31 protein-coding genes are annotated in these 24602 nt (G+C 35.2%); 12 read left to right on the forward strand and 19 right to left on the reverse strand.

Translation table 11 applies throughout. The features are described 5' to 3' along the window. Nucleotides 1-11 precede the first annotated feature (11 nt). From EKM64_RS00940 to EKM64_RS00955, 4 genes are all read left to right on the forward strand, one after another. On the forward strand, nt 12-488 hold the full coding sequence (locus tag EKM64_RS00940) for a DUF2975 domain-containing protein (protein ID WP_125674651.1): 477 nt from the start codon (nt 12-14) through the stop codon (nt 486-488). 9 nt (nt 489-497) lie between these two features. Continuing rightward, nucleotides 498-974, forward strand: coding sequence for a DUF2975 domain-containing protein (locus tag EKM64_RS00945; RefSeq protein WP_125674653.1), 477 nt, complete (start codon nt 498-500; stop codon nt 972-974). After that, nucleotides 971-1174 carry a helix-turn-helix domain-containing protein gene (locus tag EKM64_RS00950; protein WP_125674655.1) on the forward strand — a complete coding sequence of 68 codons (204 nt, stop codon included), beginning with the start codon at nt 971-973 and terminating at the stop codon, nt 1172-1174. The genes EKM64_RS00945 and EKM64_RS00950 overlap by 4 nt, the downstream gene beginning before the upstream one ends. Before the next feature lie 67 nt (nt 1175-1241). After that, nucleotides 1242-1538, forward strand: a complete 297-nt coding sequence (locus EKM64_RS00955; protein ID WP_125674657.1) for a nucleoside triphosphate pyrophosphohydrolase — start codon at nt 1242-1244, stop codon at nt 1536-1538. A 347-nt stretch (nt 1539-1885) separates the two neighbouring features. On the opposite strand, the gene EKM64_RS00960 is transcribed toward EKM64_RS00955, so the two are convergent. Next, nucleotides 1886-2440 (reverse strand): TetR/AcrR family transcriptional regulator, encoded by a 555-nt coding sequence (locus tag EKM64_RS00960; protein WP_225420917.1) that lies wholly within the window; start codon nt 2438-2440, stop codon nt 1886-1888. Nucleotides 2441-2619: 179 nt separating this feature from the next. Here EKM64_RS00960 and EKM64_RS00965 point away from each other — a divergent pair, with 179 nt between their 5' ends. Further along, nucleotides 2620-2988 carry a DUF1304 domain-containing protein gene (locus EKM64_RS00965; protein ID WP_125674661.1) on the forward strand — a complete coding sequence of 123 codons (369 nt, stop codon included), beginning with the start codon at nt 2620-2622 and terminating at the stop codon, nt 2986-2988. Nucleotides 2989-3018: 30 nt separating this feature from the next. After that, nucleotides 3019-4626, forward strand: coding sequence for a putative polysaccharide biosynthesis protein (locus tag EKM64_RS00970; protein WP_125674663.1), 1608 nt, complete (start codon nt 3019-3021; stop codon nt 4624-4626). Between the two features lie 312 nt (nt 4627-4938). On the opposite strand, the gene EKM64_RS00975 is transcribed toward EKM64_RS00970, so the two are convergent. The 10 genes from EKM64_RS00975 to EKM64_RS01020 form a co-directional block, all read right to left on the reverse strand. Next, nucleotides 4939-5823: an outer membrane protein assembly factor BamD gene (locus EKM64_RS00975; RefSeq protein WP_125674665.1), complete on the reverse strand. Its 885-nt coding sequence runs from the start codon at nt 5821-5823 to the stop codon at nt 4939-4941. 106 nt (nt 5824-5929) lie between these two features. After that, entirely contained in the window at nt 5930-6352 is a 423-nt protein-coding gene (locus EKM64_RS00980) for a GtrA family protein (RefSeq protein ID WP_125674667.1), read from the reverse strand. 17 nt (nt 6353-6369) lie between these two features. Beyond that, nucleotides 6370-7167: a metal ABC transporter permease gene (locus tag EKM64_RS00985; protein ID WP_125674669.1), complete on the reverse strand. Its 798-nt coding sequence runs from the start codon at nt 7165-7167 to the stop codon at nt 6370-6372. Nucleotide 7168: 1 nt separating this feature from the next. After that, a complete protein-coding gene (locus EKM64_RS00990) occupies nt 7169-7858 on the reverse strand; it encodes a metal ABC transporter ATP-binding protein (protein WP_164505264.1) in 690 nt (229 codons plus the stop codon). Nucleotides 7859-7962: 104 nt separating this feature from the next. Next, complete coding sequence (locus tag EKM64_RS00995; protein ID WP_125674673.1) at nt 7963-8520, reverse strand: hypothetical protein; 558 nt, start codon at nt 8518-8520, stop codon at nt 7963-7965. A gap of 69 nt (nt 8521-8589) precedes the next feature. After that, nucleotides 8590-9324 (reverse strand): aspartate/glutamate racemase family protein, encoded by a 735-nt coding sequence (locus tag EKM64_RS01000; protein WP_125674675.1) that lies wholly within the window; start codon nt 9322-9324, stop codon nt 8590-8592. Between the two features lies 1 nt (nt 9325). Beyond that, nucleotides 9326-10843 carry a UDP-N-acetylmuramoyl-L-alanyl-D-glutamate--2,6-diaminopimelate ligase gene (locus EKM64_RS01005; RefSeq protein WP_125674677.1) on the reverse strand — a complete coding sequence of 506 codons (1518 nt, stop codon included), beginning with the start codon at nt 10841-10843 and terminating at the stop codon, nt 9326-9328. 9 nt (nt 10844-10852) lie between these two features. Continuing rightward, complete coding sequence (locus tag EKM64_RS01010; RefSeq protein WP_125674679.1) at nt 10853-12079, reverse strand: D-alanyl-D-alanine carboxypeptidase family protein; 1227 nt, start codon at nt 12077-12079, stop codon at nt 10853-10855. Between the two features lie 2 nt (nt 12080-12081). Further along, nucleotides 12082-13212 carry a sensor histidine kinase gene (locus EKM64_RS01015; RefSeq protein WP_125674681.1) on the reverse strand — a complete coding sequence of 377 codons (1131 nt, stop codon included), beginning with the start codon at nt 13210-13212 and terminating at the stop codon, nt 12082-12084. A 3-nt stretch (nt 13213-13215) separates the two neighbouring features. Beyond that, nucleotides 13216-13902, reverse strand: a complete 687-nt coding sequence (locus EKM64_RS01020; protein ID WP_125674683.1) for a response regulator transcription factor — start codon at nt 13900-13902, stop codon at nt 13216-13218. Between the two features lie 93 nt (nt 13903-13995). Here EKM64_RS01020 and EKM64_RS11345 point away from each other — a divergent pair, with 93 nt between their 5' ends. After that, nucleotides 13996-14193: a hypothetical protein gene (locus tag EKM64_RS11345; RefSeq protein ID WP_164505265.1), complete on the forward strand. Its 198-nt coding sequence runs from the start codon at nt 13996-13998 to the stop codon at nt 14191-14193. Between the two features lie 52 nt (nt 14194-14245). On the opposite strand, the gene EKM64_RS11615 is transcribed toward EKM64_RS11345, so the two are convergent. The 7 genes from EKM64_RS11615 to rsmG form a co-directional block, all read right to left on the reverse strand. Beyond that, nucleotides 14246-14371 (reverse strand): hypothetical protein, encoded by a 126-nt coding sequence (locus EKM64_RS11615; RefSeq protein WP_263852825.1) that lies wholly within the window; start codon nt 14369-14371, stop codon nt 14246-14248. Nucleotides 14372-14560: 189 nt separating this feature from the next. Further along, the gene (locus EKM64_RS01025; RefSeq protein ID WP_125674685.1) at nt 14561-15304 is read right to left on the reverse strand and encodes a DUF1129 domain-containing protein; all 744 of its coding nucleotides are present in this window, start codon (nt 15302-15304) and stop codon (nt 14561-14563) included. A 15-nt stretch (nt 15305-15319) separates the two neighbouring features. Then, a complete protein-coding gene (gene ychF / locus EKM64_RS01030) occupies nt 15320-16420 on the reverse strand; it encodes a redox-regulated ATPase YchF (RefSeq protein ID WP_125674687.1) in 1101 nt (366 codons plus the stop codon). A 2-nt stretch (nt 16421-16422) separates the two neighbouring features. Beyond that, nucleotides 16423-16686 (reverse strand): DUF951 domain-containing protein, encoded by a 264-nt coding sequence (locus tag EKM64_RS01035; RefSeq protein ID WP_125674689.1) that lies wholly within the window; start codon nt 16684-16686, stop codon nt 16423-16425. A gap of 10 nt (nt 16687-16696) precedes the next feature. Beyond that, the gene (locus tag EKM64_RS01040; RefSeq protein WP_125674691.1) at nt 16697-17569 is read right to left on the reverse strand and encodes a ParB/RepB/Spo0J family partition protein; all 873 of its coding nucleotides are present in this window, start codon (nt 17567-17569) and stop codon (nt 16697-16699) included. Next, nucleotides 17550-18326 carry a ParA family protein gene (locus EKM64_RS01045; protein WP_125674693.1) on the reverse strand — a complete coding sequence of 259 codons (777 nt, stop codon included), beginning with the start codon at nt 18324-18326 and terminating at the stop codon, nt 17550-17552. Before EKM64_RS01045 ends, EKM64_RS01040 begins: the two co-directional genes overlap by 20 nt. Nucleotides 18327-18410: 84 nt before the next feature. After that, nucleotides 18411-19136, reverse strand: a complete 726-nt coding sequence (rsmG, locus tag EKM64_RS01050) for a 16S rRNA (guanine(527)-N(7))-methyltransferase RsmG (RefSeq protein ID WP_125674695.1) — start codon at nt 19134-19136, stop codon at nt 18411-18413. A gap of 184 nt (nt 19137-19320) precedes the next feature. On the opposite strand from rsmG, the gene EKM64_RS01055 reads away from it, so the two are divergent. From EKM64_RS01055 to EKM64_RS01065, 3 genes are read left to right on the forward strand one after another with little or no spacing between them, the layout of a single operon-like run. Continuing rightward, complete coding sequence (locus EKM64_RS01055) at nt 19321-20295, forward strand: zinc ribbon domain-containing protein (RefSeq protein ID WP_125674697.1); 975 nt, start codon at nt 19321-19323, stop codon at nt 20293-20295. Between the two features lie 4 nt (nt 20296-20299). After that, complete coding sequence (locus EKM64_RS01060) at nt 20300-21121, forward strand: SGNH/GDSL hydrolase family protein (protein WP_125674699.1); 822 nt, start codon at nt 20300-20302, stop codon at nt 21119-21121. Then, nucleotides 21111-22229, forward strand: a complete 1119-nt coding sequence (locus tag EKM64_RS01065; RefSeq protein WP_125674701.1) for a zinc-ribbon domain-containing protein — start codon at nt 21111-21113, stop codon at nt 22227-22229. The genes EKM64_RS01060 and EKM64_RS01065 overlap by 11 nt, the downstream gene beginning before the upstream one ends. Nucleotides 22230-22244: 15 nt before the next feature. Here the strand turns inward: EKM64_RS01065 and EKM64_RS01070 are convergent, their stop codons facing one another. Continuing rightward, nucleotides 22245-22979, reverse strand: a complete 735-nt coding sequence (locus EKM64_RS01070; protein ID WP_225420918.1) for a MerR family transcriptional regulator — start codon at nt 22977-22979, stop codon at nt 22245-22247. A 156-nt stretch (nt 22980-23135) separates the two neighbouring features. Between EKM64_RS01070 and EKM64_RS01075 the strand changes: the two genes are divergently transcribed. Together EKM64_RS01075 and deoC are read left to right on the forward strand one after the other, a co-directional pair. Then, a complete protein-coding gene (locus EKM64_RS01075) occupies nt 23136-23795 on the forward strand; it encodes an EAL domain-containing protein (RefSeq protein ID WP_125674705.1) in 660 nt (219 codons plus the stop codon). Nucleotides 23796-23868: 73 nt separating this feature from the next. Beyond that, entirely contained in the window at nt 23869-24591 is a 723-nt protein-coding gene (deoC, locus tag EKM64_RS01080; RefSeq protein WP_125674707.1) for a deoxyribose-phosphate aldolase, read from the forward strand. Nucleotides 24592-24602 lie beyond the last annotated feature (11 nt).

The following is a 24602-nucleotide window of genomic DNA, read 5'->3' on the forward strand; positions in this document are numbered from 1 at the left end:
GGAGAATAACCATGAAAAGGGAAACTATCTTTTTAAGACTCACCATCTACGTAATGGCATTGATGATGTTAGCTATCTGCATTTTCATTATTCCGACTCATTTGATCAACGCTAATAATCTCATGCACAATTTGACATATAATTTAATCTTCGGAATGGGCTTATATCTGACTGCCGTTTTATTCTTTATAGTCCTCTGGCAGGCCTTGAAACTATTACACTTGATAGATAAAAATGAAGCTTTTTCTAATTCATCAGTGTTAAATCTTAAAAACATTAAGATCTCAGCCTATCTGGCTTGTTTGATTTATATTTTGGAATCACCATTCTTCTACATGTTTGCGGATAAAGACGACGCTCCAGGTGTAGTTATTATCGGTATGGTCCTTGCCGGTGCTGCATTAGTTATTGCTCTTTTTGCAAGTATGTTGCAAAAATTACTTACTCAAGCCATCAGGATAAAACAAGAAAACGATTTAACAATTTAGGAGGAAATTATGAAAAAGCTAACGACATTTTTAAGATTATCACTATGCATCATGCTTTTCTTTTTGACTTTGATCACAGTCTTCATGTTTCCAAATGTTCTATCGTTCATGATCCAAGTTAAAACTGCTCCATCACTTATTATTTTATTTGGGATCGGAACTTATGCTTCGGCGATCGGAGCTTACACAATTATCTTTTTTGCCTGGCGACTACTGTATTTAATCGATCATGACAAGGCTTTCTCCAATTCCAGTTTGTTTTCTTTAAATAAAATCAAATGGATAGGATTTTCTATTGCCGTTATTTATATATTACTGATTCCCAGTGTTGTAACAATGGAAAATGCAGAATGCAATCCGCTATCAACCATTACAAATATTTTTCTAATTGGTCTAGGAGTAACAATTGGAATTTTTGCCAACGTTTTAGAGCGAATTTGTAATCATGTTGTCAAATTTGAAACGGAAAACGAGTTAACCATATGATTGTAATTAATTTAGATGTAATCTTAGCCCAGAAAAAGATGTCTCTAACACAATTGTCAGAGGAAGTTGGTTTGACCATGGCCAACTTGTCAATTTTAAAAAACGGCAAAGCCAAGGCCGTTCGTTTTTCCACACTAGCTAAAATTTGCGAAGTATTGGACTGTCAGCCGGGTGATATTTTGGAATACCGAGTGGACTAACCAATTTTGTAGAATTTCCGACTTAATGGTAGTATTCATTACACACACCAATTGAGGGGGAATTTTTATGAGAAAATTGGTTCGCGACAAAATACCAGATATAGTAAAAGAGGACGCTGAATTCGATATTCTATCAAACGATGAATATCGACTGTCACTGAGAGATAAGTTAGTTGAAGAAGCCAAAGAAGTAAAAATCGCCAATTCGCGAGCAAATCTTGTCGAGGAATTGGGTGATCTTGAAGAAGTATTGCGTGCTATTTTAACCGACGCATCTATCACATACGAAGAAATGGACAGTATCAGACAGTCAAAGATCATTCAGCGTGGCAAATTTGAAAAGAAAGTTTCCATCAGCATATAAAAAAATAGGACCTAAGACGTCGTCTTAGGTCCTATTTAGCACAGGATATGATTTGGGTAGTCCATCGTATAACGATAGAATTCTATAGAATTAAATTATGAAATTATAAATTTATGGTGTGTAAGATATTAGATGTGAACGATTGGACTACCATCACCACTACCCATAATCAGAAAAGAAAAAGTAGTTTTTAGAGCCGGTGTTACCCAATGAGAAGTTTTCCTGTATCTTGCTTGTCAAAAGATTGGAACCACTTCCATTGCCCTGCCCTACCCTTATACAATAAATCTCTCAAGTATTTTATACAATTTACAAATTTATTGAAATGTAAAATATTGAGATAATAATTAAGATTTAACGTATTTTTGTAGGTCATTGCGAAAGTTACCCTTTAACAAGGTTCCAATTTTGTCGGATACTTCTTCTGGATCAGCTTTCATGCCATTTTTGACCCATTCCACAATAATGGCCATAAAAGCCAAACTATAAAAATGTGCGACAAAATTCTTATCGTCCTGAGCAATATTTAATCCATAGGATTGCTTTTCAACGACAGTTATTACATAGTTATTAATTATTTTGTAAATATACTTCACCAATATATCCCGATTCTGAGATCGTTGCATATTGTTGACCAATAAAGAATTTTTCTTAATTGCTAGCATTAACTTATATAAGCCTTTTTGCCAATGATCATAATCAGAGTTATCTTGGAGCGATTCCTTGATTGCCTGCAGACATGTCCATTCGACCAGCTCGTACATATCACCAAAATGGTTATAAAAAGTCTGCCTAGTCAATCCACATTCATCCACGACATTTTTGACCGTGATCTTATTGAATGGCTTGGTTTGAAGGATACTCATTAATGCGTTCGCTAAAGACACTTTAGTAGTATTCATGATATTATCCCCTGCAGAGTTTATTTATAGGAAACCTTCTCTAAGATAAGAATATCATAATTTTATTTGTATAAAAACATTTTTTCACAAAATTGGTATACATCTAAAAATCAAGCAATTATTGTATCAATTATCAAAACAGTTTAAAATATTAATTATATTTAAAGGAGATATTCAATATGGAATTATTGACACTTTTTATCGTAGCGCTAGTCGCCGTTGAACATATCGGCATTGCGATATTAGAAATGTTTGTTTCACCTGATAAACAGGCAGAAGCTTTTGATATGCCCTTAGATTTCGTTAAACAAAAAAATGCTCAAGTTGCTTTATCCAACCAAGGCATTTACAATGGGATGCTTGGAGTACTAATTCTCGCCATGATCTTGTTCTTTACTGGCGCAGTCCTCAAAACGATCCTAATTCTTTTGATGATCTACATAATTGTCGTGGCAGTTTTTGGTGCTGTCACGGCTACCAAAAAAATCCTGTTCTTACAAGGGTTACCTGCATTAATTGCTTTAGTTCTAGTAATGATCTTTTACTAGAAACTTTGATTATAGAAATGGGTATTTTCAATGAAAAAAGATTCACTACTTAAAAGTTCGCTTTGGATTTCTATCAGTGGGATATTTTCTAGAATCCTAGCTGTCGTTTACATTATTCCCTGGAATATTTGGATTGGTCCGATTGCTTTAGGCGCTGCCAACGCATTATATGGGAAAGTTTACAATATTTACAACTTATTCTTGATCATCGCTACTGCTGGTATACCTTCAGCTATTTCAAAAGAAGTTGCGGCCCACAATGCTCTAGGACGTTATGATCAGAGTGAAAAATTACTTAAAAAATATACTATATATATGACTTTAGTCGGAATTGTTCTTGCCGGGCTCATGTTCTTTGGTGCTAAGTATGTTGCCATTATTTTTGCAGCAGGTGATATGCGTGTCATTACACCTATCAAATACTTAAGCGTTGCTATTTTGATCATTCCTGCTTTGGGAATTATGCGTGGATATATTCAAGGTTATGCCTTCATTTCATTCTCAGCCTTTTCACAAGTTATCGAACAAATTGCACGTGTAGCTTATATGCTTTATGCCACATATACAATTATGATCTTACAAAAGGGTAGTTACATGGCTGCCGTTAACCAGTCCACCTTTGCTTCATTTATCGGTGCAACACTAGCCTATATTTTCTTGATCTGGATGAGACGTCGAGTACGTAAGTCTATCCCTGCTGAAGATATCAAAACGGCCGCAGATGTCCCTGACAGCGAATTAACTAAGGTTAACTTTGGTTCAATGTTAAAATCAGCTATTCCTTTCCTATTAGTTGATACGATCATGACTGTTTTACAACTATTTGATCAGACCAGTTTCGTTTGGATCTATCAAAACGTTATCCATGCTAGTCAAAGAACTGTCGACAACTTATATGCCATGTTTGGATTCCAAGCTAACAAGCTGATCATGGTTTTAGTTTCTCTAGCCATTTCTGTTTCAGCAACAATTATTCCAGCCTTATCAGCCCTTATTAGCCGTAAAGCTAAGAAAGCTGAAATTCAAAAATTATTAAGAAATATTGTTCAATTTACAGTTTTCATTATTCTGCCAGCGGCTTTTGGTATGATCGGTATCGGTAGTCAACTATGGACCATCTTTTATGGCACTAGCAAACTGGGTACGCAAATCTTGATCGTATCTTGTGCTGAAGCTTTCTTCTATTGCATCTTCATGATTTTGGAAAATGTTCTCCAAGTTGATGGTCGAACAAAAACTTCAATGATTTATTTGGCACTAGCCTACTTGATCAAAGTCGTCTTACAATATCCATTAACAATTTATATGGGAGCATTTGGACCTGTCGTAGCGACGACCGTTTCCTTTATGATCATGGGACACTTTGCCTTTAGGATCATCAATAAGCAATACAATATTGTCGACAAAGTCCTTGGTATCAAACTATTAAAAATAGTCTTCGACTCAATTGTCATGCTAATAGTGGTCTATGGAGCAGATTTCTTATTAGTTAAAGTTATCAATAGTAATACTAAAATTGGAGCCACTATAATCCTGTCAATCTGCGCTGTTATTGGCATTATCGTCTACGGATTTTTGGCCTATAAAGATGGGTCAATGAAAGTTCTCAAAGATATTCGTGGAACAGATATCTATTAAAATAAGCCTTTCGGCTTATTTTTTTGGCGTTATAACACAGATTAACAAGGTACTAAAAAAGACGGCCATCCGGCCGTCTTTTAAATTTAGCGAGGTGTTCTTGGAACCAAAGCACGATTCATAACCAAATCACCTTGTTTAGTATACATACGTGTTGTGTAGTAAAAAGTTGTTCCTACACTACTAGCTCCTTAACATCACTTACTGTGGCTAAAGATACTGCTACTAAAAGGCTACTCAATAGTCTTTTTTTATAATTAGAATTCCCCAAAATATTTTGTCTGCTTTGAAAAAATCACTATATACTACTACTTATTTATCAATATCTGTCGGTTGACCTGATAAGATCGTTCCATCAGGATACACTGTCCATGCACCCATATTAGTTGGTAGGTCATAATCAGGATTTTCTCCATGTAAGGCTACCCAGTAGGCTTTCCCTTTACTTGTATCCCACATTCCGTACATATAGGTATAATGTTCTCCATCTCCTGCTGGTCCTTCTTGCGACTCAACTAAATTCACGGCTTCTTGTTCACTATTGACAACATTACCGCTCTTAGAATCATTAGCACTATTAGTATCAGTTGTATTATTGTCCGTAATAGTAGAACTATTATTGGAATCGTTGCTAGAATCCCCACTATCATCAACATTAGAACTTTCAGAATTAGTAGTTACATCATCTTTATGCGCCATAAAATGATGATACTCTTTCTTCAACTCTGAATCTGACAAGTTATCAGATTTTGAACTCTTACTATCAAGGTAAGCTAACTTGAAACTATCATTTTTATAACAGAACAAACCTGGATCACTAAAAATGTCATCATCTATGTCTTTAAAAATCCCCTTGATAATAACTTTTTTATTAGTTTTAACGGTTTTCATTCCTGATTTGTCAGATTTAAGGTTATCTGATCCTAACAATACAATATCTTCCAAATCAAATTTAACGTTCTTATTTGATTGGTTGTCGATCGTTAAATTTATTTGATTTTGTCCCTTAATGGCTCCGTCATAACGCTTAAAATTGAATTTAACATTGTCACGATCATCTTTTGACAACTTGTTATACATCTTCGTCTCAGTTTTAACATTGGAACTAGTCTTAGTCTGTTTACTCTGACTTGAACAGCCAGCAAATACCAATAACAGTGAAATTATCGCTGTTAAAAGAATTCTCCTTTTATTCATATTTTTTCCCCCTATTTGATGTTTATAATATTATTCTTACATATTCCTTATTTCAATACACAAAAAAATCGTACTGCGAACACAGTACGATTACACTTACGAAAATTTATTTTCCGTCTAATTTTTCTTTTTTTCTAAAGATAATGAATTTACTAAATATATAATTCAAAATTACAACTACCACATTTGCGATAAACTTAACGATCAAATCATTCATATGTAACAATGAAACACCAATCGTCATTGTTCCTTGGTCGATTACCCATGATCCACCACGGAATAAGAAGAATGAACCCATTTCCAATAAAAAGGCCTTTGTCGTATCAGTATGTGAATCAAAGACCCACAATTTATTAGTCACGTACGCGAAGACCACTGATACGAAATACGCGATCACATTAGCGATTTGGTAATTCATTCCTGCTACATAATTGAAGAACCAAAATCCGACAATATTTACTGCCGTAGTTAGAACCCCAAAAAATAGATAAGGTATTGTATCTTTATATTTATTCCATAATTCTTCCATATTAACTTCCAGTTCTCCTAGTGGCTTAATTTCCAATTCTTATAGCTCAATCCTAAGAAGTACACAATGACTTCAAACGATGAAATAAAGAATGTGACAGGCCAATTAGTGACAAAGGCTAAATACAATCCTAACCACACACCTGCCAGAGATAAACCGACTGATACCATAATTAACTTTGGAACTGAGTGTACCAAATATCTTGCTGTTGCGCCAGGTAAAGTTAACAACACGAATACTAACATTGAACCGACGATCTGTGATCCAATGCTGACACTAAGTGCTAATGTAATCAAAAAAGCAACTGATAGAAACCTTGTTTTGAGACCAGCGGCACGTGCACCAATATGATCGAATGAATCAAAAGCTAATGATTTATAAAATACCATAATAATAACTATAACTACGACTGCCAAAATCATTAACTGTTGCACTTCTTTAGCGCTGATACCAACGATACTACCAAAGAGGATATTTGTCGCATAACTGCTGGATTGAGATGATAATGATAAGAATAAGATTCCCAAACCAATAAATAACGACGATATAGTACTGATCGAAGCTTCACGTCTCGACGATTCGGTGCTTAAGCTACCGACAGCAACCGAACTGACCATGGTGAATAAAATCATCCCTGCCAATGGAGAAATGCCGATCAGAACCCCAAATGAAGCCCCTGCAAAACCGATTTCTGAAAGAGTATGTGATAAGAACGACATATTTCTTGAAACTACAAAGACTCCAACTATTCCAGCAGTTATAGCAATAAAAGTACTAGCAATAAAAGCTTCTCTCATAAATTCATAACCAAACATCTTATCTACCACCTAACTCAAACATGTCTTCCGATACATCGTTGATACTGATCGGTTTGATCGTCTTATTTTCAAAGAACAAGGCCCGTTTAGTATATTTCTTCGATAGTTCATAATCATGTGTAATAAAAATAACTGTTAATTTGAATCTCTTATTTAATTCTTGGACTAAATCCATTAATTGCATCTTTACTTCAACATCTAAGCTGGCCGTAGATTCATCAAGGATCAGAATTTTGGGATCATTCAAAAGTGATTGTGCTAGATAGGCTTTTTGCTTTTCCCCACCAGAAGCTAAGCCCAAAGGGCGATGTTTCAATTCTGTTAAATGAGTTTTTTCAAGAATTTCATTGACCAATTCGTTATCCTTACGACGTTTCTCTGGACTAAGTTTCCATTTAAGATTTAAACGAACAAATTGTTCAATATCCAACGGATAGTCTAAGTCGATATTACGAAACTGTGGTACATATCCTATTGTCTGTTTTTTATCAATTAAGATATCCCCACCACTTTTTTTCTCTAGTCCCATCAAAATTTTCACTAATGTCGTTTTACCTGAACCGTTGTGTCCAACTAAGCTAATAAATTCACCATCATTTATTTTGAAATTTACATCTTTAAAAACTAATTGTTTACCGAATCTTTTCTCTAGATTTCTTGCTTCAATCACTGAATTTTCCCTTTCCATTAAAAAGTAATAGAGGCCTGAACAAAGTTCAGGCCTCTAACATTTGAGGACATACTATGCCCTATGCATATTATCTGATTATTTAAATTATAGCAAATCTATCCCTACCAAATTTGAAAATATTGTCCATTTGCAGGTACTAAATAGCTACCTAATGGTGAATCAGAATCCTTACTATAAACATTTACCTGATAACCCGCAACATTGTTCCAAGTTACTTTACCATTGGAAACATATTGTGTTGTTGAACGATCATAAGTAGCTGATAAAGCATTTCCAAGATATGCGGTTGCTTGATCAGCCGTTGTAAGATTTACAGAACTTTGACTATCTGATTGAGTTGATTGACCACTGTTATTAGTAGTATTATTTCCACTATTGTTGCTATTAGTAGTTGTCGAGTTTGAACCCGTAGTTGTTTTATTAGTATTACTTGATGCTTGTGAACTAGCGTTATCATTTTCTTTGCCAGAATTTGATGTGTCATTAGTTGCTGGTGCACTGCTTCTAACAGCAGCTTTCTTAGTGGCCTTTTTAGGTGCAGAACTTGTTTTTTCAGATTTTGTATTTGAATCCGATGTTCCACTGGATTGTTGACTAGAACAACCAGCAAGTGTAACGGCTGCAAGTACTGTAGCTGCTAGTGATATTTTTTTAAACATAGTGGGTACCTCCCTGTTAGGTATATTGTATCTAAGGGACAGTTTTTTTTCAATAATTCACAAGAAACATTAATAAATCTTATTAAAATCGATTTTTTCACCATTACGGATCTTTCGAGAATATTCGATAGACTTATCAACAATGATACTTTGAGCATCAATCACATTGTAGTAGTGATCTGGTGCCTTTTCTTGTGCATATGATAATTCCGTACATCCCAAGACAATAACATCACAATGAAATTTGTCATGCATCGTCTTCAAAATATTGTGATATTTAGCCACATTCATAACGCCTTTTTCTTTGATATCATCATAAATTAAGCTTTCAACCTCATCTTGAACAGCTTTATCTCCTAATGAATAATCAAATCCAGCCTCTTTGATCTCATTCTCATAGATATGATCGGCAATTGTTCCTTCTGTTGCAATCAGGCCAACGCGAGCGTGCGGATATTTCTTCTTCATAACTGAAACAGCCATATGCGGCATATGAATCAAAGGTACCTTTGTCGCAGCTTGCAGTTCTTTGTAATAGTAATGAGCTGTATTACAAATTATTACCATAAATTCTGGATCAAGCTTACTCTGTTGTTCAATATCTTCTTTTAACGGTGGTAAAAAACTAGGTTTGCTGTTATCTAAGATATGAGCAGTCCGATCAGGAACAGTTGCATGGTTTACGATAATGTAATCCAAATAGTCCTGATCCTTCTTAGCTTTGGTTCTTTGATTCAATAAGTGGATATAGCTCTCTGTAGCAAGAGTTCCCATTCCACCAATAATTGTAAAGAACTTCCTCATATTATTCTCCCTCGATATCTTTTAAAATACCTTTGGCAATTACAGTGTCAGTTGGATAAGGTACGTCCACACCCTTGATCTTTTGGTATGGGTCGTCTCCTTTAGCTGCTAAAACAACAATGTCATCTCCGCTACTGTGTTCAATCATCTCACGAATGGCACTGGGACGGTCAATAATTGTCGTTACGTCAACTTTAGAATGATCGATTTTTTCATCAATTTGACGACAAATATCGGCTGGATCTTCAAATGCTGGATCATCGGTTGTCAAAATGGCAACATCAGCAGATTCCGTCAAAGCTTTAGCAAATCCCTCACGACGTGATACTCCCTTATTACCAGGACTACCTACAACTACCTTAAGTTTAGATTTAGGATACTCTTCGCGTAGAAATCCTAATAGAGCTTTCATACTAGCATAATTATGAGCATAATCCACAAATATTGTTCCGTGGTTTTTTGTATTGATGTGTTCCATTCTTCCGGGAACTCTGGCACTTCTTAAGCCTTCAACGATATCCTTGCGATTAACTTTAGCAACTCTAGCCGCAATAATTGCCGCTGCGGCATTTAATTCATTAAAATCACCTACTAGGCCTAATTCATATTCACCAGCTAAATCTAATGACTCTGCTTTTTTATCCGTTGCAGATAATTCAAAAATACTATCACTCAGAGTAGTTTCCTTACTTGTGATATTTACGTCGGCATCTTTACGACCAAATAGATAGATTTGATCATCTGAACTAGTTTCCTTAGCAGCAGCATGAACTGTTTCAAATTCTTTAGTTTGGCGATTAATAATATTGACCTTAGAATTTATCAGCAATTGTTTTTTACAATATAGATAGTCCGCAAAAGTTGGATGTTCGTTTTCACCGATATGATCTGGTGTGATGTTCAAAAAGCCACCAATATCAAATGTCAATCCGTAAACACGATTCTTCTTATAAGCCTGTGAAGAAACTTCCATAACTAAATACTTAATACCATTTTGAACGGCACGATGCATATCTCTGAATAGATCCAGCGATTCTGGTGTTGTTAAGTCAGATTTAAACTTATCTTCTGGCTTTGGCCCAACAATTCTATCAACCGTTGAAAAGAGGGCCACTTGATCTGGAAAAGCACGTCTTAAAATATCGTAAGTAAAGTATGATGTCGTGGTCTTTCCTTTAGTTCCTGTAAAAGCGATGATGAATAAATCGTTTTCCGGGTTACCAAAATAGGCTGCACTGAGCAAAGCCAATGCTTTTTGAATGTCATTAACGATCAAATGGTCAGTTTTTTTATCGAATTCTTCTTCAGCAACATAAACTTTTACACCTTTAGCAATGGCTTGCTCCAGATACTCGGCTTTAAAATTATTCCCTTTACAAAAGAAAATACTATCGGCCTGATCTTCTTTAGAGTTGTAACTGATATTTTTAACGATTTTTTGGTCATCAGTAACTTGACTAGAAACTAATAAATTATGTTCTTTTAATAAATTAATAGCTTTATCTATTCTTAAACTCATTTTATTCTCCTAAAATAAATTTTCAAAAAATTCTGTAATCTGATGCCAAAATGATTTTTGAACTTTTTTGATTTTCTTAATTACAACTTGTTCTTTAGGATAAGGTAAATATCCACCTGGAGTATTAGTTGCAATCATTTTAACTGTCTTTTTATCTGCCTTAACTTTAAATCCTAAATCAGTCTTAGATACATTATAGCTTAATGAATTCTCATTGAAATCCTTGGAAAGCCACATATATACATCATTTTTATTTTTATATTTCTTATTTCCATCTGTGACAGTCTGACCTTCAGATAGAACCTTCTTATTGGTGAAATTATCTTTGACATACTTAGCCAATGCTTGTGTAGTACGGAAACGTTTATCCTGATCACTGTCATCTCCACTAGCATTCATAACAATAGTAACGATGCGACTATTTCCCATGGGCAATGTTCCAACAAATGAATCTCCCGCCTGCTTGGTCGTCCCAGTCTTTAGTCCATCAAATTCATAGCCTTCTTGATAATCACGAGCACCGTCCAACAATAGATCTAATGAAGGATAAGTTTTTGTTTCGCTACCTTCTGGAAAGGTCAATTTTTGTTGAGAAGTTGTTTTTAAAATCTCAGGATATTTATTCAAGATGTGCTTAGTAACAATCGCAATATCGTTTACTGAGAGTTTGTTTTCAGCGTCACTATTACCAAGATACATCCCTTCTTTGAGATCACTGTTGTTTAGACCTGAAACATTATTGATTTCAGCATCCTTTATGCCCCAACTCTTTAAAGTCTTACGCATCAATTTAACAAAACTAGCCTGGTCACCGGAAACTTTTTGAGCCAACATCATGGCTGCTGAATTAGATGAAACGATCCAGGCAGCATCATAAAGATCCTTGACGGTATAAGCCTTATCCGTATCCAAACGCACATTGGTCAATTCATCATCTTGTGTCATTTCAGACTGTTCAGTCGTTGGTGTTAATTGATCTGATTCCTTTATTTTTCCATCTTTTATAGCTTGGGTAACTAAATAAAGTGTAATTATCTTAGTGATGGAGCCAATAGCAACTTTTTTTTCGGCATTTTTTGAATAGATTATTTGACCAGTGTTAGCGTCAAAAGCCATCGCGGCGCTGGCATTAACTTCTGGATCATCTTCTGCCTGGATTGTTTGCAAATTGATAATTGGAAACATCACAATTAAAACTGATAAAACTATCAAGAATTTTTTAAAAAATTTGTTCATACTTATTCCTCACTAGTTAATGGAAAACGAATCGTAAACGATGTCAATTTCTTGTCTGAAGCTGCTGTAATAGTTCCACCGTGCATCTCGATCATGCTCTTGGCAATGGCTAATCCTAATCCTGTTCCACCTGTTTTTTTAGATCGTGAATCTTCAACTCGATAAAAGCGATCGAATAAATTAGGCAAGGATTCTTTTGGAATCTGACGACCATTATTGGCTATCGTTACAACAACTTCAGATTTTTCCTCTTTAGCTTCTAAATATAAATCAGTAGCTCCGGCACCATATTTAAAGGCATTGGTGATTAAATTATTGAAAGTTCGACCAAGTTTTTCAGTATCACCATGCATCATGATCCTCTTAGGATCAGACACTACATTGACTTTGATATTACGCTTTTTGGCCTCTAGTTCAAAATCAGCCGATAGTTGTTCCAACATCTGTACCATATCAAAATGGGTCGAATTCAACTTGCTAGTAGCATGCTGGACATTGGCATACTCAAAAAGTGAGTTTACTAAGTTTTGCATTTCCAAGGATTTTTTGTAGGCCACATGAGTATATTTTAAAATCTGCTCGATATCTTGATAATTTTGACTTTCAATCAAACCTAAATAACCAATAATTGAAGTCAAAGGCGTTCTGATATCGTGACTAACATTAGTAATAAGCTCGTCTTTACTCTTCTCAGAGCGTTTCTGCTCTTCAATATGTTCATCGGTATTAGATATTAATAAATTAATACTATTAACTACACCTTGGAGTTTTTTATTTACTTTAAGATCGATTCTTTGATCTAACTTACCCGCAGCAATTATCTCTAGCTGTTTTTCTACTTTGTGAACTTCATATTGTTGATAGGACTTGATTGCCACATTAATTGAAACGGTCAATTCAATCAATATTACTACTGCTAAAAAGAACCAGATACCCCAAAAAGTTGAATGAGTTAAATCTGATCTTAAAACTGCAATAACACTATTTATATCACCAAAATTTTGATTATTATAAAACAATTCTGAAATCACGATCAAAATAATATTTACTATCTGAAATAAAAGAAAGGTGCCTATTCCTTCTGCTAGGAGGACACCTTTTTCTTTTGAACTCAACTGAATTTTTTTGTCCAAGAACTAGACCTCCACCTTATAGCCGACACCCCAAACGGTTTCGATAACTTTCTCGCCGTCTGTTGCTTCTTCTAATTTGTCACGCAAATGACTAACGTGCACCATAACCGTTTTAGCAGAGACTACGCTCTCTTGTTTCCAAACTCGTTCAAAGATCTCATTTGCTGAAAAAACTTTATTGGGATGACTTGCCAATAGATACAAGACACCAAATTCTAGAGCAGTTAGTTGTACTTTGCTACCTGATGATGTTACAACTTCATGGGAATCTTTATAAATCGTAATCGGACCGATCTCTAGTTTATCTGGAACATTTTTGGCCGACTGCTGTTGACTGCGGCGAAGTAGTGAACGAATTCTGGCCATAATTTCTAGCGGATTAAATGGTTTAGTTACATAATCATCAGCACCTGTTATCAAACCTTGAATCTTATCCATATCAGTCGTTTTAGCAGATACAATAATGATCGGGATCTGTGAATCCTTGCGGACCCTTTTGACGACTTCGATACCGTCAATTTCTGGCATCATAATATCTAAGATCATCAAAGCAATATCGCTATGATCTCTCAAAGCATCCAACGCTTCTTGTCCTGAATAGGCGGTCACTGGTTCATAACCTTCATTTTTAATGTAGATACTAAGTAGTTCTACAATTTCTTTATCATCGTCAACGACCAAAATTTTCATAGCTTAAACCTCACAGCGCAAATTTACAATATGGTAGTATTATACAATATTATGTTAGTGTATTACTAACTTAGAAAAGCAAAGGAATCCTAAATGAAGTATCTTAAAAAAAGAATTCGCTTTATCTTAATAATCATTTTCTCACTGGCCATCTTAGCATTTGTTCAATGGGAGACTCAAACTAATCCTAATTTGTCTGGGACTAAAGTTCTCTGGATAACAGAAATATTAAAAATATTCTGTGGTGGTTATGCTCTTTACGGTATAATCCAATTTTTCAGAGTTAAATAGACAAAATAAGAGCTTCAATCGGAAGATTCCGATTGAAGCTCTTATTAATTTTCTAGTGTTCAGCTTCTGACATCCATTCTCTGAATGATGATTTCTTAATGTCAGCACCCTTACTATTGACCTTTGATGCAGCCAATTTACTTAATCTTTTCTTTTCAGCTTTATCTAATTTTTTCATATCTAATACCTCCATATGTTTGTGTCTTATATAAGACCTTAATATGAGTTATATAGAAGGAAAATAGGTAGCGGTATGTAAGTCATACTAGTTGGCGTTAACTATTTATAGCTAGCGTTGACGCCTGTTCTTTCTGTAATTCATACATCCAATCGTCTCTATTCTAGCACAAATGATTTGATGTGCTGACTAGAAGAAGCTTCTTTCATGAATATCCATAAATCTACGATACAAGAATCTACCACCAAATGCTACAGCAGCAACGATCAAGTAACCAATTCCGGATAATGAAGGATTGATCGTCGTTGGAATAGCTTGTGCTACTCCTAAGAAGACCATCATTAAAGCAAGCCCGGCTACTAAATAACCGATTGTAATAAGCCAACCCGGTCTCTCGCCTTTTGGTTTTCTCATTTGCATATTGAACCATGTCAATAAATAACCCCATAGGAATGACAATATCAACAGGGTAATGATACCGGTTTGATTTGTCGGCTGTTTCTTATTTGTTAAAGCGACTACTCCATAAAGCAGACCAAACATTGATAGGAATAATAATGATGTATCAATTCCCAAAGCCCAGAATGGAGTTTTTTTCTTTGGTTTAACTGGATGCGCGATATCTCCGGCCTTTTTAGTAACAGGACCGTATAATTGATTAGCCGGTATACCTTTGATCTGATTCTCAATAACTTCTTTGATCAAATTATTGATTGATTCTTTAGCTTCATCTTCTGTAAATCCACCTTCAATCAAATTCTTGTTTAATTTAAAAATGTATTCTTCATTTTTATTAGACAATTGTTTGCGTAGATCCTCAGCACTGGCACTTTGAATCTTTTCTTTAGTTAATTCGTGTTTTTCTTGTTTAGCAACTTTTTCTTTCTGTTTAGCAGCTGCTTTTTGGTTCTTATCTCTTATTTCGTCTGACATTGATTCTCCCCCTGGCTAGACATTAAAGCGGAACTCAATAATATCCCCGTCTTGTACTTCATAATCTTTACCTTCAAGTCTTAACTTACCAGCTTCTTTAACAGCTGCACTAGTACCGCATTCGTCAAGATCTTTAAAGGACATTACTTCTGCTCGAATAAATCCACGTTCAAAGTCAGAGTGAATAATACCAGCAACTTGTGGTGCTTTCATGCCTTTATGGAAAGTCCAAGCACGTGTTTCTTTGCCACCAGCTGTAAAGAATGTTCTCAAACCTAGTAGTTTATAACTAGCCTTGATCAACTTATCAAGACCTGATTCGCTAACGCCTTCAGCTTCCAGAAAGTCTCTTCTGTCATCGTCATCAAGCTCAGCAATTTCTTCTTCTGTTTTAGCAGAAACACCAATAACTTCGGCATGTTCCTTTTTAGCAAAGTCTTCAATAACCTTAAAGTACTTAGAGGCTTCAGGATCTGACATGTCGTCTTCAGCAATATTAGCTACATACAAAACTGGTTTAGAAGTTAATAGGAATAGTCCCTTAACTATTGGTTGTTGTTCTTCGTTAAAGTCGATTTCACGAACTGAACCGCCTTCTTCTAGAACTGGTTTAATCTTTTTTAGTACTTCAAATTCAGCAACAGCTTCTTTATCTTTACTTCTAGCCTGCTTCTCAACTTTTGTGTAACGTTTATTAACACTGTCAAGGTCGGCAATACTTAGCTCCATGTTGATAGTTTCGATATCTTCTAGTGGGTCAACTTTACCAGTAACACTAGTGATATTGTCATCATCAAAAGCACGAACAACGTGTACGATAGCATCTACTTGACGAATGTTTTCCAAGAACTTGTTACCAAGCCCTTCACCTTTGCTGGCACCTTTAACGATCCCGGCGATATCTGTAAATTCAAAAGTTGTGTGAATGATTTTTTTAGCAGGTATCACTTCATCAATTCTTGATAAACGTTTGTCAGGTACTTCAACCATTCCCACGTTAGGATCGATGGTAGCGAATGGATAATTAGCCATCTCTGCACCCGCTTTTGTGATGGCATTAAATAATGTCGACTTTCCAACATTTGGTAAACCGACGATTCCGGCAGTAAGAGCCATTGTTAAAATTCCTCATTTCTATTGATATTTGGTTGTGCGATCTGTGTTTGTTTCAAATAAAACTGTTCTTTTGAAGGATCGACTTGATCTGCTTGAGTTAGAACCTTCTTAAATTTAGTTTTGAATTCACCGCGTGAAATCATTACGATATGTCCGCAACCTAGACATTTCACTTTGATATCTGCACCCATACGAATGACTTCCCAACGATTTTCCCCACAAGCATGAGGCTTTTTCATCGTTATAACGTCGCCTAAATTATACATACTGTCTCCTCTAATCTAGCTTAATTCCTAGTAAGTCCAGAATTCTGTTTAAATCTTTGGTATTAGAAAAATCAATTTCCAGTTTACCACTACCTTTGCGACTTTCTTTAACAGCAACTTGGGTATCAAACTTTTCAACTAACTTTTCTTCAGTAGCCTTAATATAAGGTGATTTAGCTGGTGTGATTTTCTTCTTTTTCTTGATGTCATGTTTTGTTTCAGTAGCTAATTGCTCTAATTGACGGACAGTTAAGTCCTCATTGACAGCCTTTTTAGCCAATTGATCAATTTGCTCTTTATTTTTTAAACTCAAAAGCGTTCTAGCTTGTCCCATTGATAGTTCACCATCTTGCACTAATTTCTTAGTTGCTGGCGGCAAATTCAACAGTCTCAAGTAGTTCGCTATATAAGGACGACTTTTTCCTAATCTTTGAGATACTTGTTCTTGCGTTAAATTAAGTTTAGAAATCAAAGTTTGATAAGCATCGGCTTCTTCAAGAGGTGTTAGATCTTCTCTTTGGAGGTTTTCCAAAACGGCAATTTCCATCATCCCTGATTCGCTTAATGGACGAATAATTGCAGGAATTGTAATTTGTTTAGCAATTTTACTTGCTCTGAAACGACGCTCACCGGCAATTATCTCAAAGCCATTGACACTTTCACGAACAATGATTGGTTGGAAAACTCCATTTTGTTCAATTGATCTAGCTAATTCATTTAAAGCATGTTCATCAAAAGTTTTTCTAGGTTGATAAGGATTTGGACGGATATCCTCTAATGAAAGATCAACGACTGTTTCGCTGTTCTCATCGATTGCTTCAAATTCAGAAAAGATTGCGTCGATACCTTTACCAAGGCCTTTTTTATTTTTGCTTGATGCCATTACGTTTTAACACCTCCTTAGCCAGTGCTTGATATGCTTCTGCTCCACGCGATTTATCATCGAAGTCAACAATTGGCAGACCATAACTAGGTGCTTCAGCTAATCTAGTGTTTCTAGGTACAATTGCTTTATAAACACGATCACCAAAGTAAGATTTAACTTCACCAACAACTTGTGCACCCAAATTAGTTCTGGCATCCAACATTGTCAGCAATACTCCTTCAATAGCAAGATTGTTATTGAAGTGTTTTTGAACTAGACGGATCGTATTCAACAATTGACTCAATCCTTCTAAAGCATAGTACTCACTTTGAACCGGTATGATTATCGAATCGCTTGCTGTAAAAGCATTAGTTGAAAGTTGGCCTAATGAAGGCGGACAATCGATCAAGATAATATCATATTGATCGTCAACTTCTTCAAGACCTGATCTCAATCTAGTTTCACGCGCCATCATGGTCGTAAGTTCCATCTCTGCACCAGCGAGTTGAATTGTAGCCGGCACAATATCAAGATTTGGATGTTTAGAATGAATGATCGTCTTAGATAAAGGATATTCATTGACCAAAACATCATAAATATCTTTTTCGACATGGGCCTTTTTGATACCTAGACCACTGGTAGCATTGCCTTGTGGATCAGTATCAATTATTAAAACCTTTTGGCCGAGATCAGCCAAACATGCACCAAGGTTGATAGTAGTTGTTGTCTTACCTACACCACCCTTTTGGTTTGCAACGGATATTTTTCGTGCCATTTTATTCCCCTATTCTCCAATCTGTAAAAGATTGTTAACGTTTATTAATTCTATCATTTAATAGGAAACATTTAGAATTAATGATTATCCAACGAGTGGTTTTCTACCTGGAGTTCCAGGCTTTCTAGGATATTTCTTAGGTGTTGGTTTAGTTTTATCAACAAAGATAAAGTTTCTGACACCTTCGTTATTCGGTAGTTCAAATGATTTCTGATCTCCAACTTTACCGCCAAGGATCTTAATGGCATAAGTCGCTTCGTTTAATTCTTCCGGAGCTTTTTCAGACTTCATTGCAATAAATTCCCCACCGACTTTAGCAAATGGCAGACATAATTCTGTCAAAACATTCATTGCTGCCACAGCACGGGCCGTCACAACATCATAATTTTCACGATAAAGTTTGTTTTTACCAAGCTCTTCAGCACGACCGTGTACCAAATTGATGCCTGTTAAATTCAGCTTACCAGACAAGTCGTTCAAGAACTTGATGCGCTTATTCAATGAATCCACCATCGTTATTTTTAATTTAGGATTAACGATTTTTAATGGGATCGATGGAAATCCAGCTCCTGAACCAATATCACAAAGTGACAATTCGTCAGTTAAAATTCTTTCATCCACGAATCCGAGAACTAATGAATCATAAAAGTGTTTTAAATATACTTGTGATTCTTCAGTTATCGTCGTCAAATTCATTACTTTATTAGTTTCCACTAATTCATGAAAATAAATTTGAAATTGTTCTTTTTGTTTACTACTTAATTCAATTCCTCTTTGTGATAGTGCTTGATAAAATTCTTCCGGTTTCATTTAAATCCTCCACTCGTGAAACACTTGTTTCACACTAGTTAATCGTATATTATTCCTGAAACAAATTCAATGATAGTTATTCATTTCAGAAATATAAAAATGTCCTGAAAATTGGATTTTTTCTTAAAATTTAAACTAAACTCTGATACGATATTTGTAGTTATTATTATAGGGGGAAATTTATATGAAATGTCCGAATTGTGGTGCAAGCATTAAGGGGGATCAGAAATTTTGCAACAAATGCGGTTTTGACCTAAGCAACATCAAAGTTGATGAAACAGAATCGTCATCGAAAGTAGAAAATGACCAGGATATTCCTGTATCAGAAACTATCGCTGTAGAAACTAAACCGGTTCATGAATATCAAACTAAATCAAAATCAGAAACAAGTCCCATTCTGAAATTTTTGAATAATAATCAATCAATGATATTCATTTTCGTATTAGCTTCCGCATTGATTTACTGCTACAACACTGACATTGGTGCCATTATTTTTATAATAGGAATTCTAGCCATTCTGTACCTATATTCAAAAAACGGCAAAACCAATGTAGAAACAGAATTCAATAAAACTTTAGCGGGGATCGTTCCATTAAAGAATCAAAGTGAGAACAAATTTTGGATATTGGAAACCTTAGCTTATGGAACAAATATTATAGCTATTTTTAAATTACCAGTTATCGACTTATCCGACATTTTTAAAATGGCCGATTCTAATATTTTTACTTCTGGTATTGTCGGTCAACTCAACGATATATTCAACAACGGCAACATCTCACTGTTCAAGCTTGGTACATTGACATCAAAGGCATCAAGTATTCTAGCTGCTTACTACAAAGATGACAAAAATGCAGAAATGACCGGGGTCATCAAAGGATTATCAGAATTAAAATGGGGTATTTATATAATCGTTTTTTGCATTATTTTAGCTATAATTTCAAGATTCATCAAAAACTATGAGATTCCTATGCAACTTGTGTCTGGAACCGTACCAGCTATAATTTATCTTTTTATTTATTTCAAAATTAAAAATGGAGATTCTGATTATGCCATTATTGCAACATTCCTTGGATCAGGCTTTTATCTCGGATTAGCCGCCTCCATAGTTTTAGTCCTAACCTCTTTGCTCCGTCTAGGAAAGTCTCAAAAGAGAGCTTAATAATATGAAAAGAAGAAATATCTTAACTGTTTTCCTTTTATTACTGCTTTTTATTTCAGGAGCCAATTTTATCAGTGCTTGCGGTAATCAAAAAGTAAAACAATCTGAAACTACTGTAAAGAAGAAAACTACTAATTCTTCTAAGAAAAAAAAGAAGGAATCAAATATCACAACTGTTGCTGACAGATTAAAAAAATCTTCAAAAAAACAATTAGTCTACTCACCTTTGGGTGATTCACTTTCAGTAGGACTATTTGCTGATGGTAAAGATTCGCGATTTACTACTTTATTTACTGATGATATCAAAAAAGCCACTGGCAAAGATGTTTCAGAAAAAGGTATGTCAGTGGTTGGTAAAACTGCCTCAAATTTTGGTGTATTCCAAGTAAAAAATATCGTCAGTCAAGATCCCGATATTGTCACAGTAGAATTTGGAACTAACGATGCGGCTGGCGGTGCTACTGCTACGGCCTTAAATAGTTACGAAACTTCCATGAATCAAATCGTGGATACACTTCAACAAGAGACACATGCTCAAATTCTTTTGATAACATCTTGGTCACCTAAAAACGGAAAAAATGTTGAAGCTGATAAGCAATTCGATCAAGTCGTCTACAAAATCGCTAAGCAAAAAAATCTTCCTGTTGTCGATCTATCTACAATTTGGGAACATAACGATAACGTGACGGGTCCAGCCGGCAAAACTATCAGTGATTTTTCAACATATCTTACAAGAGACAATTTCCATCCAAATCAATTAGGACATGACAAAATTGCCGAACTTTTAAACAAACAATTAACCCGGGAGGGAACTTATGAACGATGATAAAGAATTTTGCCCAAATTGTGGCAAGTCAGTATCTAAAAACGACGATTTTTGTCAAAACTGCGGATATGATTTAAGACCATATCATAAATCACAGGCAAAACAAACTGAACAAAATGCATCCCAACAAACACCGAAAACTCAACCAGTAAGTACACAAGCCGCTACACCTAATAATAATGGTAAGAAAAAAAAGTCTCCTCTTGTACCTATTATTTTAGTCATAATTATCTTGGCTGCCGCCTACTTTGCTGGAAGTTGGTTCTATGGTAAAGGACGTCAGACACAGACCTTGGCCGATAACATGACCAGTGGCGTAACTTCTAAAATGGCATCTGCTGCAGTTGATGAGAATGGTCAATCTATTTCCGAAGCGGATTTAAAACCTTTGAGCAATCTTTACGTTAAAAACAGCTCAGCTAGCAATCAGGTTAAAGAATCCATTTTAAAGGATAGTAAATCAACTAATTTTAAAGTTACTCAAACTGGAAAATATTTAGGCCTTTTCCCTAAATATAAGGTCGCCGTAACCACTCGTTCAATCGACATTGAGACAAATATCGATAATCCTTCATTTAAAATCGATGGAAGTTCTGTTTCAGCAAAAAATAATGGTAGCGAATATACCCTAGAGAAAAAGCTTCCTGGTTTATATAAAGTATCTGTCAGCGGTAAGAAAAGTAAACAAGTGACTGTTCCAATTGCCGGTGAAGCAGACGAATATGTCATCAATGAACTTGTTGAATCTGACGACGATAGTATCAGCGATGATAGTACAACTTCATCTACCACTAAAAAACAACCTTCATCTCCTACTCACCCTACTTATTCAGCAAGTGATGATGATGACTATTACGAACCCTCAGATGACAGTGCAACTTTCTTAGGTTCATGGACAAATGATACATCTACCGTCAGTTTTTATGATGACGGTACGTATAGCTTGGATGAAAAAACTGGATCCTATAAAGTCAATTCCTGGCATGGTGATCAAGTATCGATCACTTACTATGAAGATGGCAAATCTGGTCCCGGTTGGACAGCCTCATACACCTTAGAAGGTGATTCACTTGAATTAAACTCTAATCATATGACATGGTACAGATAAAAAGGTCCGGATCGATTAATTAATCGATCTAGACCTTTTTTTATCATAAACTTCCACGCAGAAATCCTTCTCACCACAATTAGGGCAAGTTAATTTTCTAGTTTTAAAAGTATGCTTTGCAAAGAATGCCTGTTTAAAGCTTGGTTTAAATTCAGTATTACAGTTGGGACAAATATAATTAGTTCCTTGGAAATATATTTTAGTCAACAGTGTGGCTGTAACAACGGCTATTACGATCCCCAGACTAAACCAAAGCCAATTACCAGTCATGATAGAGGCCACTAAAGTCCCAACTTCAATTGCGTCCATAACCAGACCTCCCCCAATAATTTTGAAGTGCAAATTTCTCAAAGATTTTTTATTATCCATAATGTAGTCTATGTCATCAATGAAATTTATTGGAAAATTATCCAAATCAGGTAGGCTTTTTTTAATATTTTCGATCGCTTTAATTTGTTTTCGTGCGTCATTCAATTCATTTTTAATTTTTTTTACTTGTTCATCTAACAATAATGTCAAAATTTTGCTAGAATTAGTTTTTATTAAAATTTGTCGAATTGAATCTAAAGATAATCCCATACTTTTTAATAAGATAATCAATTTTAGCCTTTTTAAATCATTATCATTATATAGACGTCGACCGCCCTCTGACCTAGCGGAAGGATTCAATAGATCTTTCTTATCATAATATTGAATCGTTCTTACTGAAACTTTACCTAATTTAGCCAGTTCTCCAGTTGTATATGGCATAAACTTCACCTCCTTGATTACTTTTTTACAGCATGACCTAAGGGCACGTGCAAGTATTTATACGTTATTTAGGCGTTATGATTTTTAAAAATTGGCATTCTTTTTATTATAAATTAAAGTATACTAAACGTGATAGACCACAGAAATAAGAAAGGAGTGGATTATACGTATCGATTTTTCGTTCAACCACAAGTAAATCAGAAAGATAACTCTATTTTCGGTTATGAAGTTCTACTTCGCAAACAAGATAAGAATGGAAATTGGACTATTCCTAGTGACTTCACTGAAATTCCGATCGATGAGCAAACTTGCCTGATCGAAAAAACATCTAGAGCCTTAGAAACAGCTGCAAAAGACAAAGTTTTAGCCTTCAACTTAAATAATAAACAGGCCAACGATCCACTTACTATTGGCGCTATTATTACATTGAAGAAGCGAATCAATCCTGCTGCCTTAACAATTGAATTGACAGAGGCACCCAGTTTGACTGAAATTAAAGATATAAGTACAATGCTACATCAATATGGCATCGATTTAGTTCTTGACGACGTTGGAACTGGTTCAAATACTTATATCAATATAAAAAATCTATTGCCCTATGTTGATCAAATCAAGTTTGCGATGCAAAATCTTCGCATGTCTGGTAATGCCGAAAAAATCCCTGAATGTCTGTCATTTTGGGTCGGCCAGGCTAAAAAGTACTGTCTGAATATGATCCTCGAAGGTGTCGAAGATAAATCAGACCAAACATTAGCCGAAAAATTTGGCATAAATATTCAACAGGGATATCTTTACGGAAAACCTTGTTTGGTTTAAAACATCAGTTGATTTTCGACTGGTGTTTTTTTTATAATTAAAAGGTTATGTAAACGTTTTACCGGAGGGAATAATGATAATAAAAGAATATACACTAGATAAACTTTCACGAATGATCGATCATACTAACTTGCATGCCTTTGCATCAAATGACGATATGATAAAACTTTGTGAAGAAGCCAAAGATTATCACTTTAAAATGGTTGCGATAAATCAAGTTCAATCAAGTATTTGCTACAACGAATTAAAAAATACCGACATTGATATCGGCGCTGCCATCAGTTTTCCATTAGGACAAACTACGATCGAATCTAAATTATTCGACACTAAAAACGCCATCGAAAATGGCGCTAATGAAATCGACTATGTTATAAACATTACAGAATTAAAGAACAAAAGCTATGCTTACATTGAAGAAGAAATGTTAGAAATGGTTAAACTTTGCCACGAAAATTCCGTTTTGATCAAAGTTATTTTTGAAAATGCATATCTAACTAATGAAGAAATTACTAAAGTCGCCGAGATCGCTAAGGAAGTTAAACCTGATTTTATCAAAACATCAACCGGTTTTGGACCTAGTGGTGCAAAAATTGAGGATGTTAAATTGATGAAATCGATTGTCGGCAATGATGTTTTGGTTAAAGCTGCTGGAGGAATTAGAAATTCTGATGATTTCTTAGCCATGATTTCTGCCGGAGCGGATCGAATCGGTACTAGTAGTGGAGTTAAAATTATCGAAGCTTTGAAACAACGTATGAAATATGATGACGTTGATACTGTTAAAATTGGACGCTAAAAAAGAACTGC

Source organism: Companilactobacillus keshanensis (assembly GCF_003946205.1).
Lineage (GTDB): Bacteria > Bacillota > Bacilli > Lactobacillales > Lactobacillaceae > Companilactobacillus > Companilactobacillus keshanensis.

Excerpts from the sequence above, each read along its gene's own strand:
- EKM64_RS01035 (WP_125674689.1), bottom strand. The coding sequence starts at position 16,686 with ATGTATAATTTAGGCGACGTTATAACGATGAAAAAGCCTCATGCTTGT.
- EKM64_RS00975 (WP_125674665.1), bottom strand. The coding sequence starts at position 5,823 with ATGAATAAAAGGAGAATTCTTTTAACAGCGATAATTTCACTGTTATTG.
- EKM64_RS00985 (WP_125674669.1), bottom strand. The coding sequence starts at position 7,167 with ATGTTTGGTTATGAATTTATGAGAGAAGCTTTTATTGCTAGTACTTTT.
- EKM64_RS00950 (WP_125674655.1), top strand. The coding sequence starts at position 971 with ATGATTGTAATTAATTTAGATGTAATCTTAGCCCAGAAAAAGATGTCT.
- EKM64_RS01020 (WP_125674683.1), bottom strand. The coding sequence starts at position 13,902 with ATGAAAATTTTGGTCGTTGACGATGATAAAGAAATTGTAGAACTACTT.
- EKM64_RS00990 (WP_164505264.1), bottom strand. The coding sequence starts at position 7,858 with ATGGAAAGGGAAAATTCAGTGATTGAAGCAAGAAATCTAGAGAAAAGA.
- EKM64_RS01065 (WP_125674701.1), top strand. The coding sequence starts at position 21,111 with ATGAACGATGATAAAGAATTTTGCCCAAATTGTGGCAAGTCAGTATCT.
- EKM64_RS00945 (WP_125674653.1), top strand. The coding sequence starts at position 498 with ATGAAAAAGCTAACGACATTTTTAAGATTATCACTATGCATCATGCTT.
- EKM64_RS01040 (WP_125674691.1), bottom strand. The coding sequence starts at position 17,569 with ATGGCATCAAGCAAAAATAAAAAAGGCCTTGGTAAAGGTATCGACGCA.
- EKM64_RS01070 (WP_225420918.1), bottom strand. The coding sequence starts at position 22,979 with ATGCCATATACAACTGGAGAACTGGCTAAATTAGGTAAAGTTTCAGTA.
- EKM64_RS01060 (WP_125674699.1), top strand. The coding sequence starts at position 20,300 with ATGAAAAGAAGAAATATCTTAACTGTTTTCCTTTTATTACTGCTTTTT.
- EKM64_RS00940 (WP_125674651.1), top strand. The coding sequence starts at position 12 with ATGAAAAGGGAAACTATCTTTTTAAGACTCACCATCTACGTAATGGCA.
- EKM64_RS00960 (WP_225420917.1), bottom strand. The coding sequence starts at position 2,440 with ATGAATACTACTAAAGTGTCTTTAGCGAACGCATTAATGAGTATCCTT.
- ychF (WP_125674687.1), bottom strand. The coding sequence starts at position 16,420 with ATGGCTCTTACTGCCGGAATCGTCGGTTTACCAAATGTTGGAAAGTCG.
- EKM64_RS00980 (WP_125674667.1), bottom strand. The coding sequence starts at position 6,352 with ATGGAAGAATTATGGAATAAATATAAAGATACAATACCTTATCTATTT.
- EKM64_RS01005 (WP_125674677.1), bottom strand. The coding sequence starts at position 10,843 with ATGAGTTTAAGAATAGATAAAGCTATTAATTTATTAAAAGAACATAAT.
- EKM64_RS11345 (WP_164505265.1), top strand. The coding sequence starts at position 13,996 with ATGAAGTATCTTAAAAAAAGAATTCGCTTTATCTTAATAATCATTTTC.
- EKM64_RS01010 (WP_125674679.1), bottom strand. The coding sequence starts at position 12,079 with ATGAACAAATTTTTTAAAAAATTCTTGATAGTTTTATCAGTTTTAATT.
- EKM64_RS00970 (WP_125674663.1), top strand. The coding sequence starts at position 3,019 with ATGAAAAAAGATTCACTACTTAAAAGTTCGCTTTGGATTTCTATCAGT.
- EKM64_RS00995 (WP_125674673.1), bottom strand. The coding sequence starts at position 8,520 with ATGTTTAAAAAAATATCACTAGCAGCTACAGTACTTGCAGCCGTTACA.
- EKM64_RS11615 (WP_263852825.1), bottom strand. The coding sequence starts at position 14,371 with ATGAAAAAATTAGATAAAGCTGAAAAGAAAAGATTAAGTAAATTGGCT.
- rsmG (WP_125674695.1), bottom strand. The coding sequence starts at position 19,136 with ATGAAACCGGAAGAATTTTATCAAGCACTATCACAAAGAGGAATTGAA.
- EKM64_RS00965 (WP_125674661.1), top strand. The coding sequence starts at position 2,620 with ATGGAATTATTGACACTTTTTATCGTAGCGCTAGTCGCCGTTGAACAT.
- deoC (WP_125674707.1), top strand. The coding sequence starts at position 23,869 with ATGATAATAAAAGAATATACACTAGATAAACTTTCACGAATGATCGAT.
- EKM64_RS01025 (WP_125674685.1), bottom strand. The coding sequence starts at position 15,304 with ATGTCAGACGAAATAAGAGATAAGAACCAAAAAGCAGCTGCTAAACAG.
- EKM64_RS01000 (WP_125674675.1), bottom strand. The coding sequence starts at position 9,324 with ATGAGGAAGTTCTTTACAATTATTGGTGGAATGGGAACTCTTGCTACA.
- EKM64_RS01045 (WP_125674693.1), bottom strand. The coding sequence starts at position 18,326 with ATGGCACGAAAAATATCCGTTGCAAACCAAAAGGGTGGTGTAGGTAAG.
- EKM64_RS00955 (WP_125674657.1), top strand. The coding sequence starts at position 1,242 with ATGAGAAAATTGGTTCGCGACAAAATACCAGATATAGTAAAAGAGGAC.
- EKM64_RS01055 (WP_125674697.1), top strand. The coding sequence starts at position 19,321 with ATGAAATGTCCGAATTGTGGTGCAAGCATTAAGGGGGATCAGAAATTT.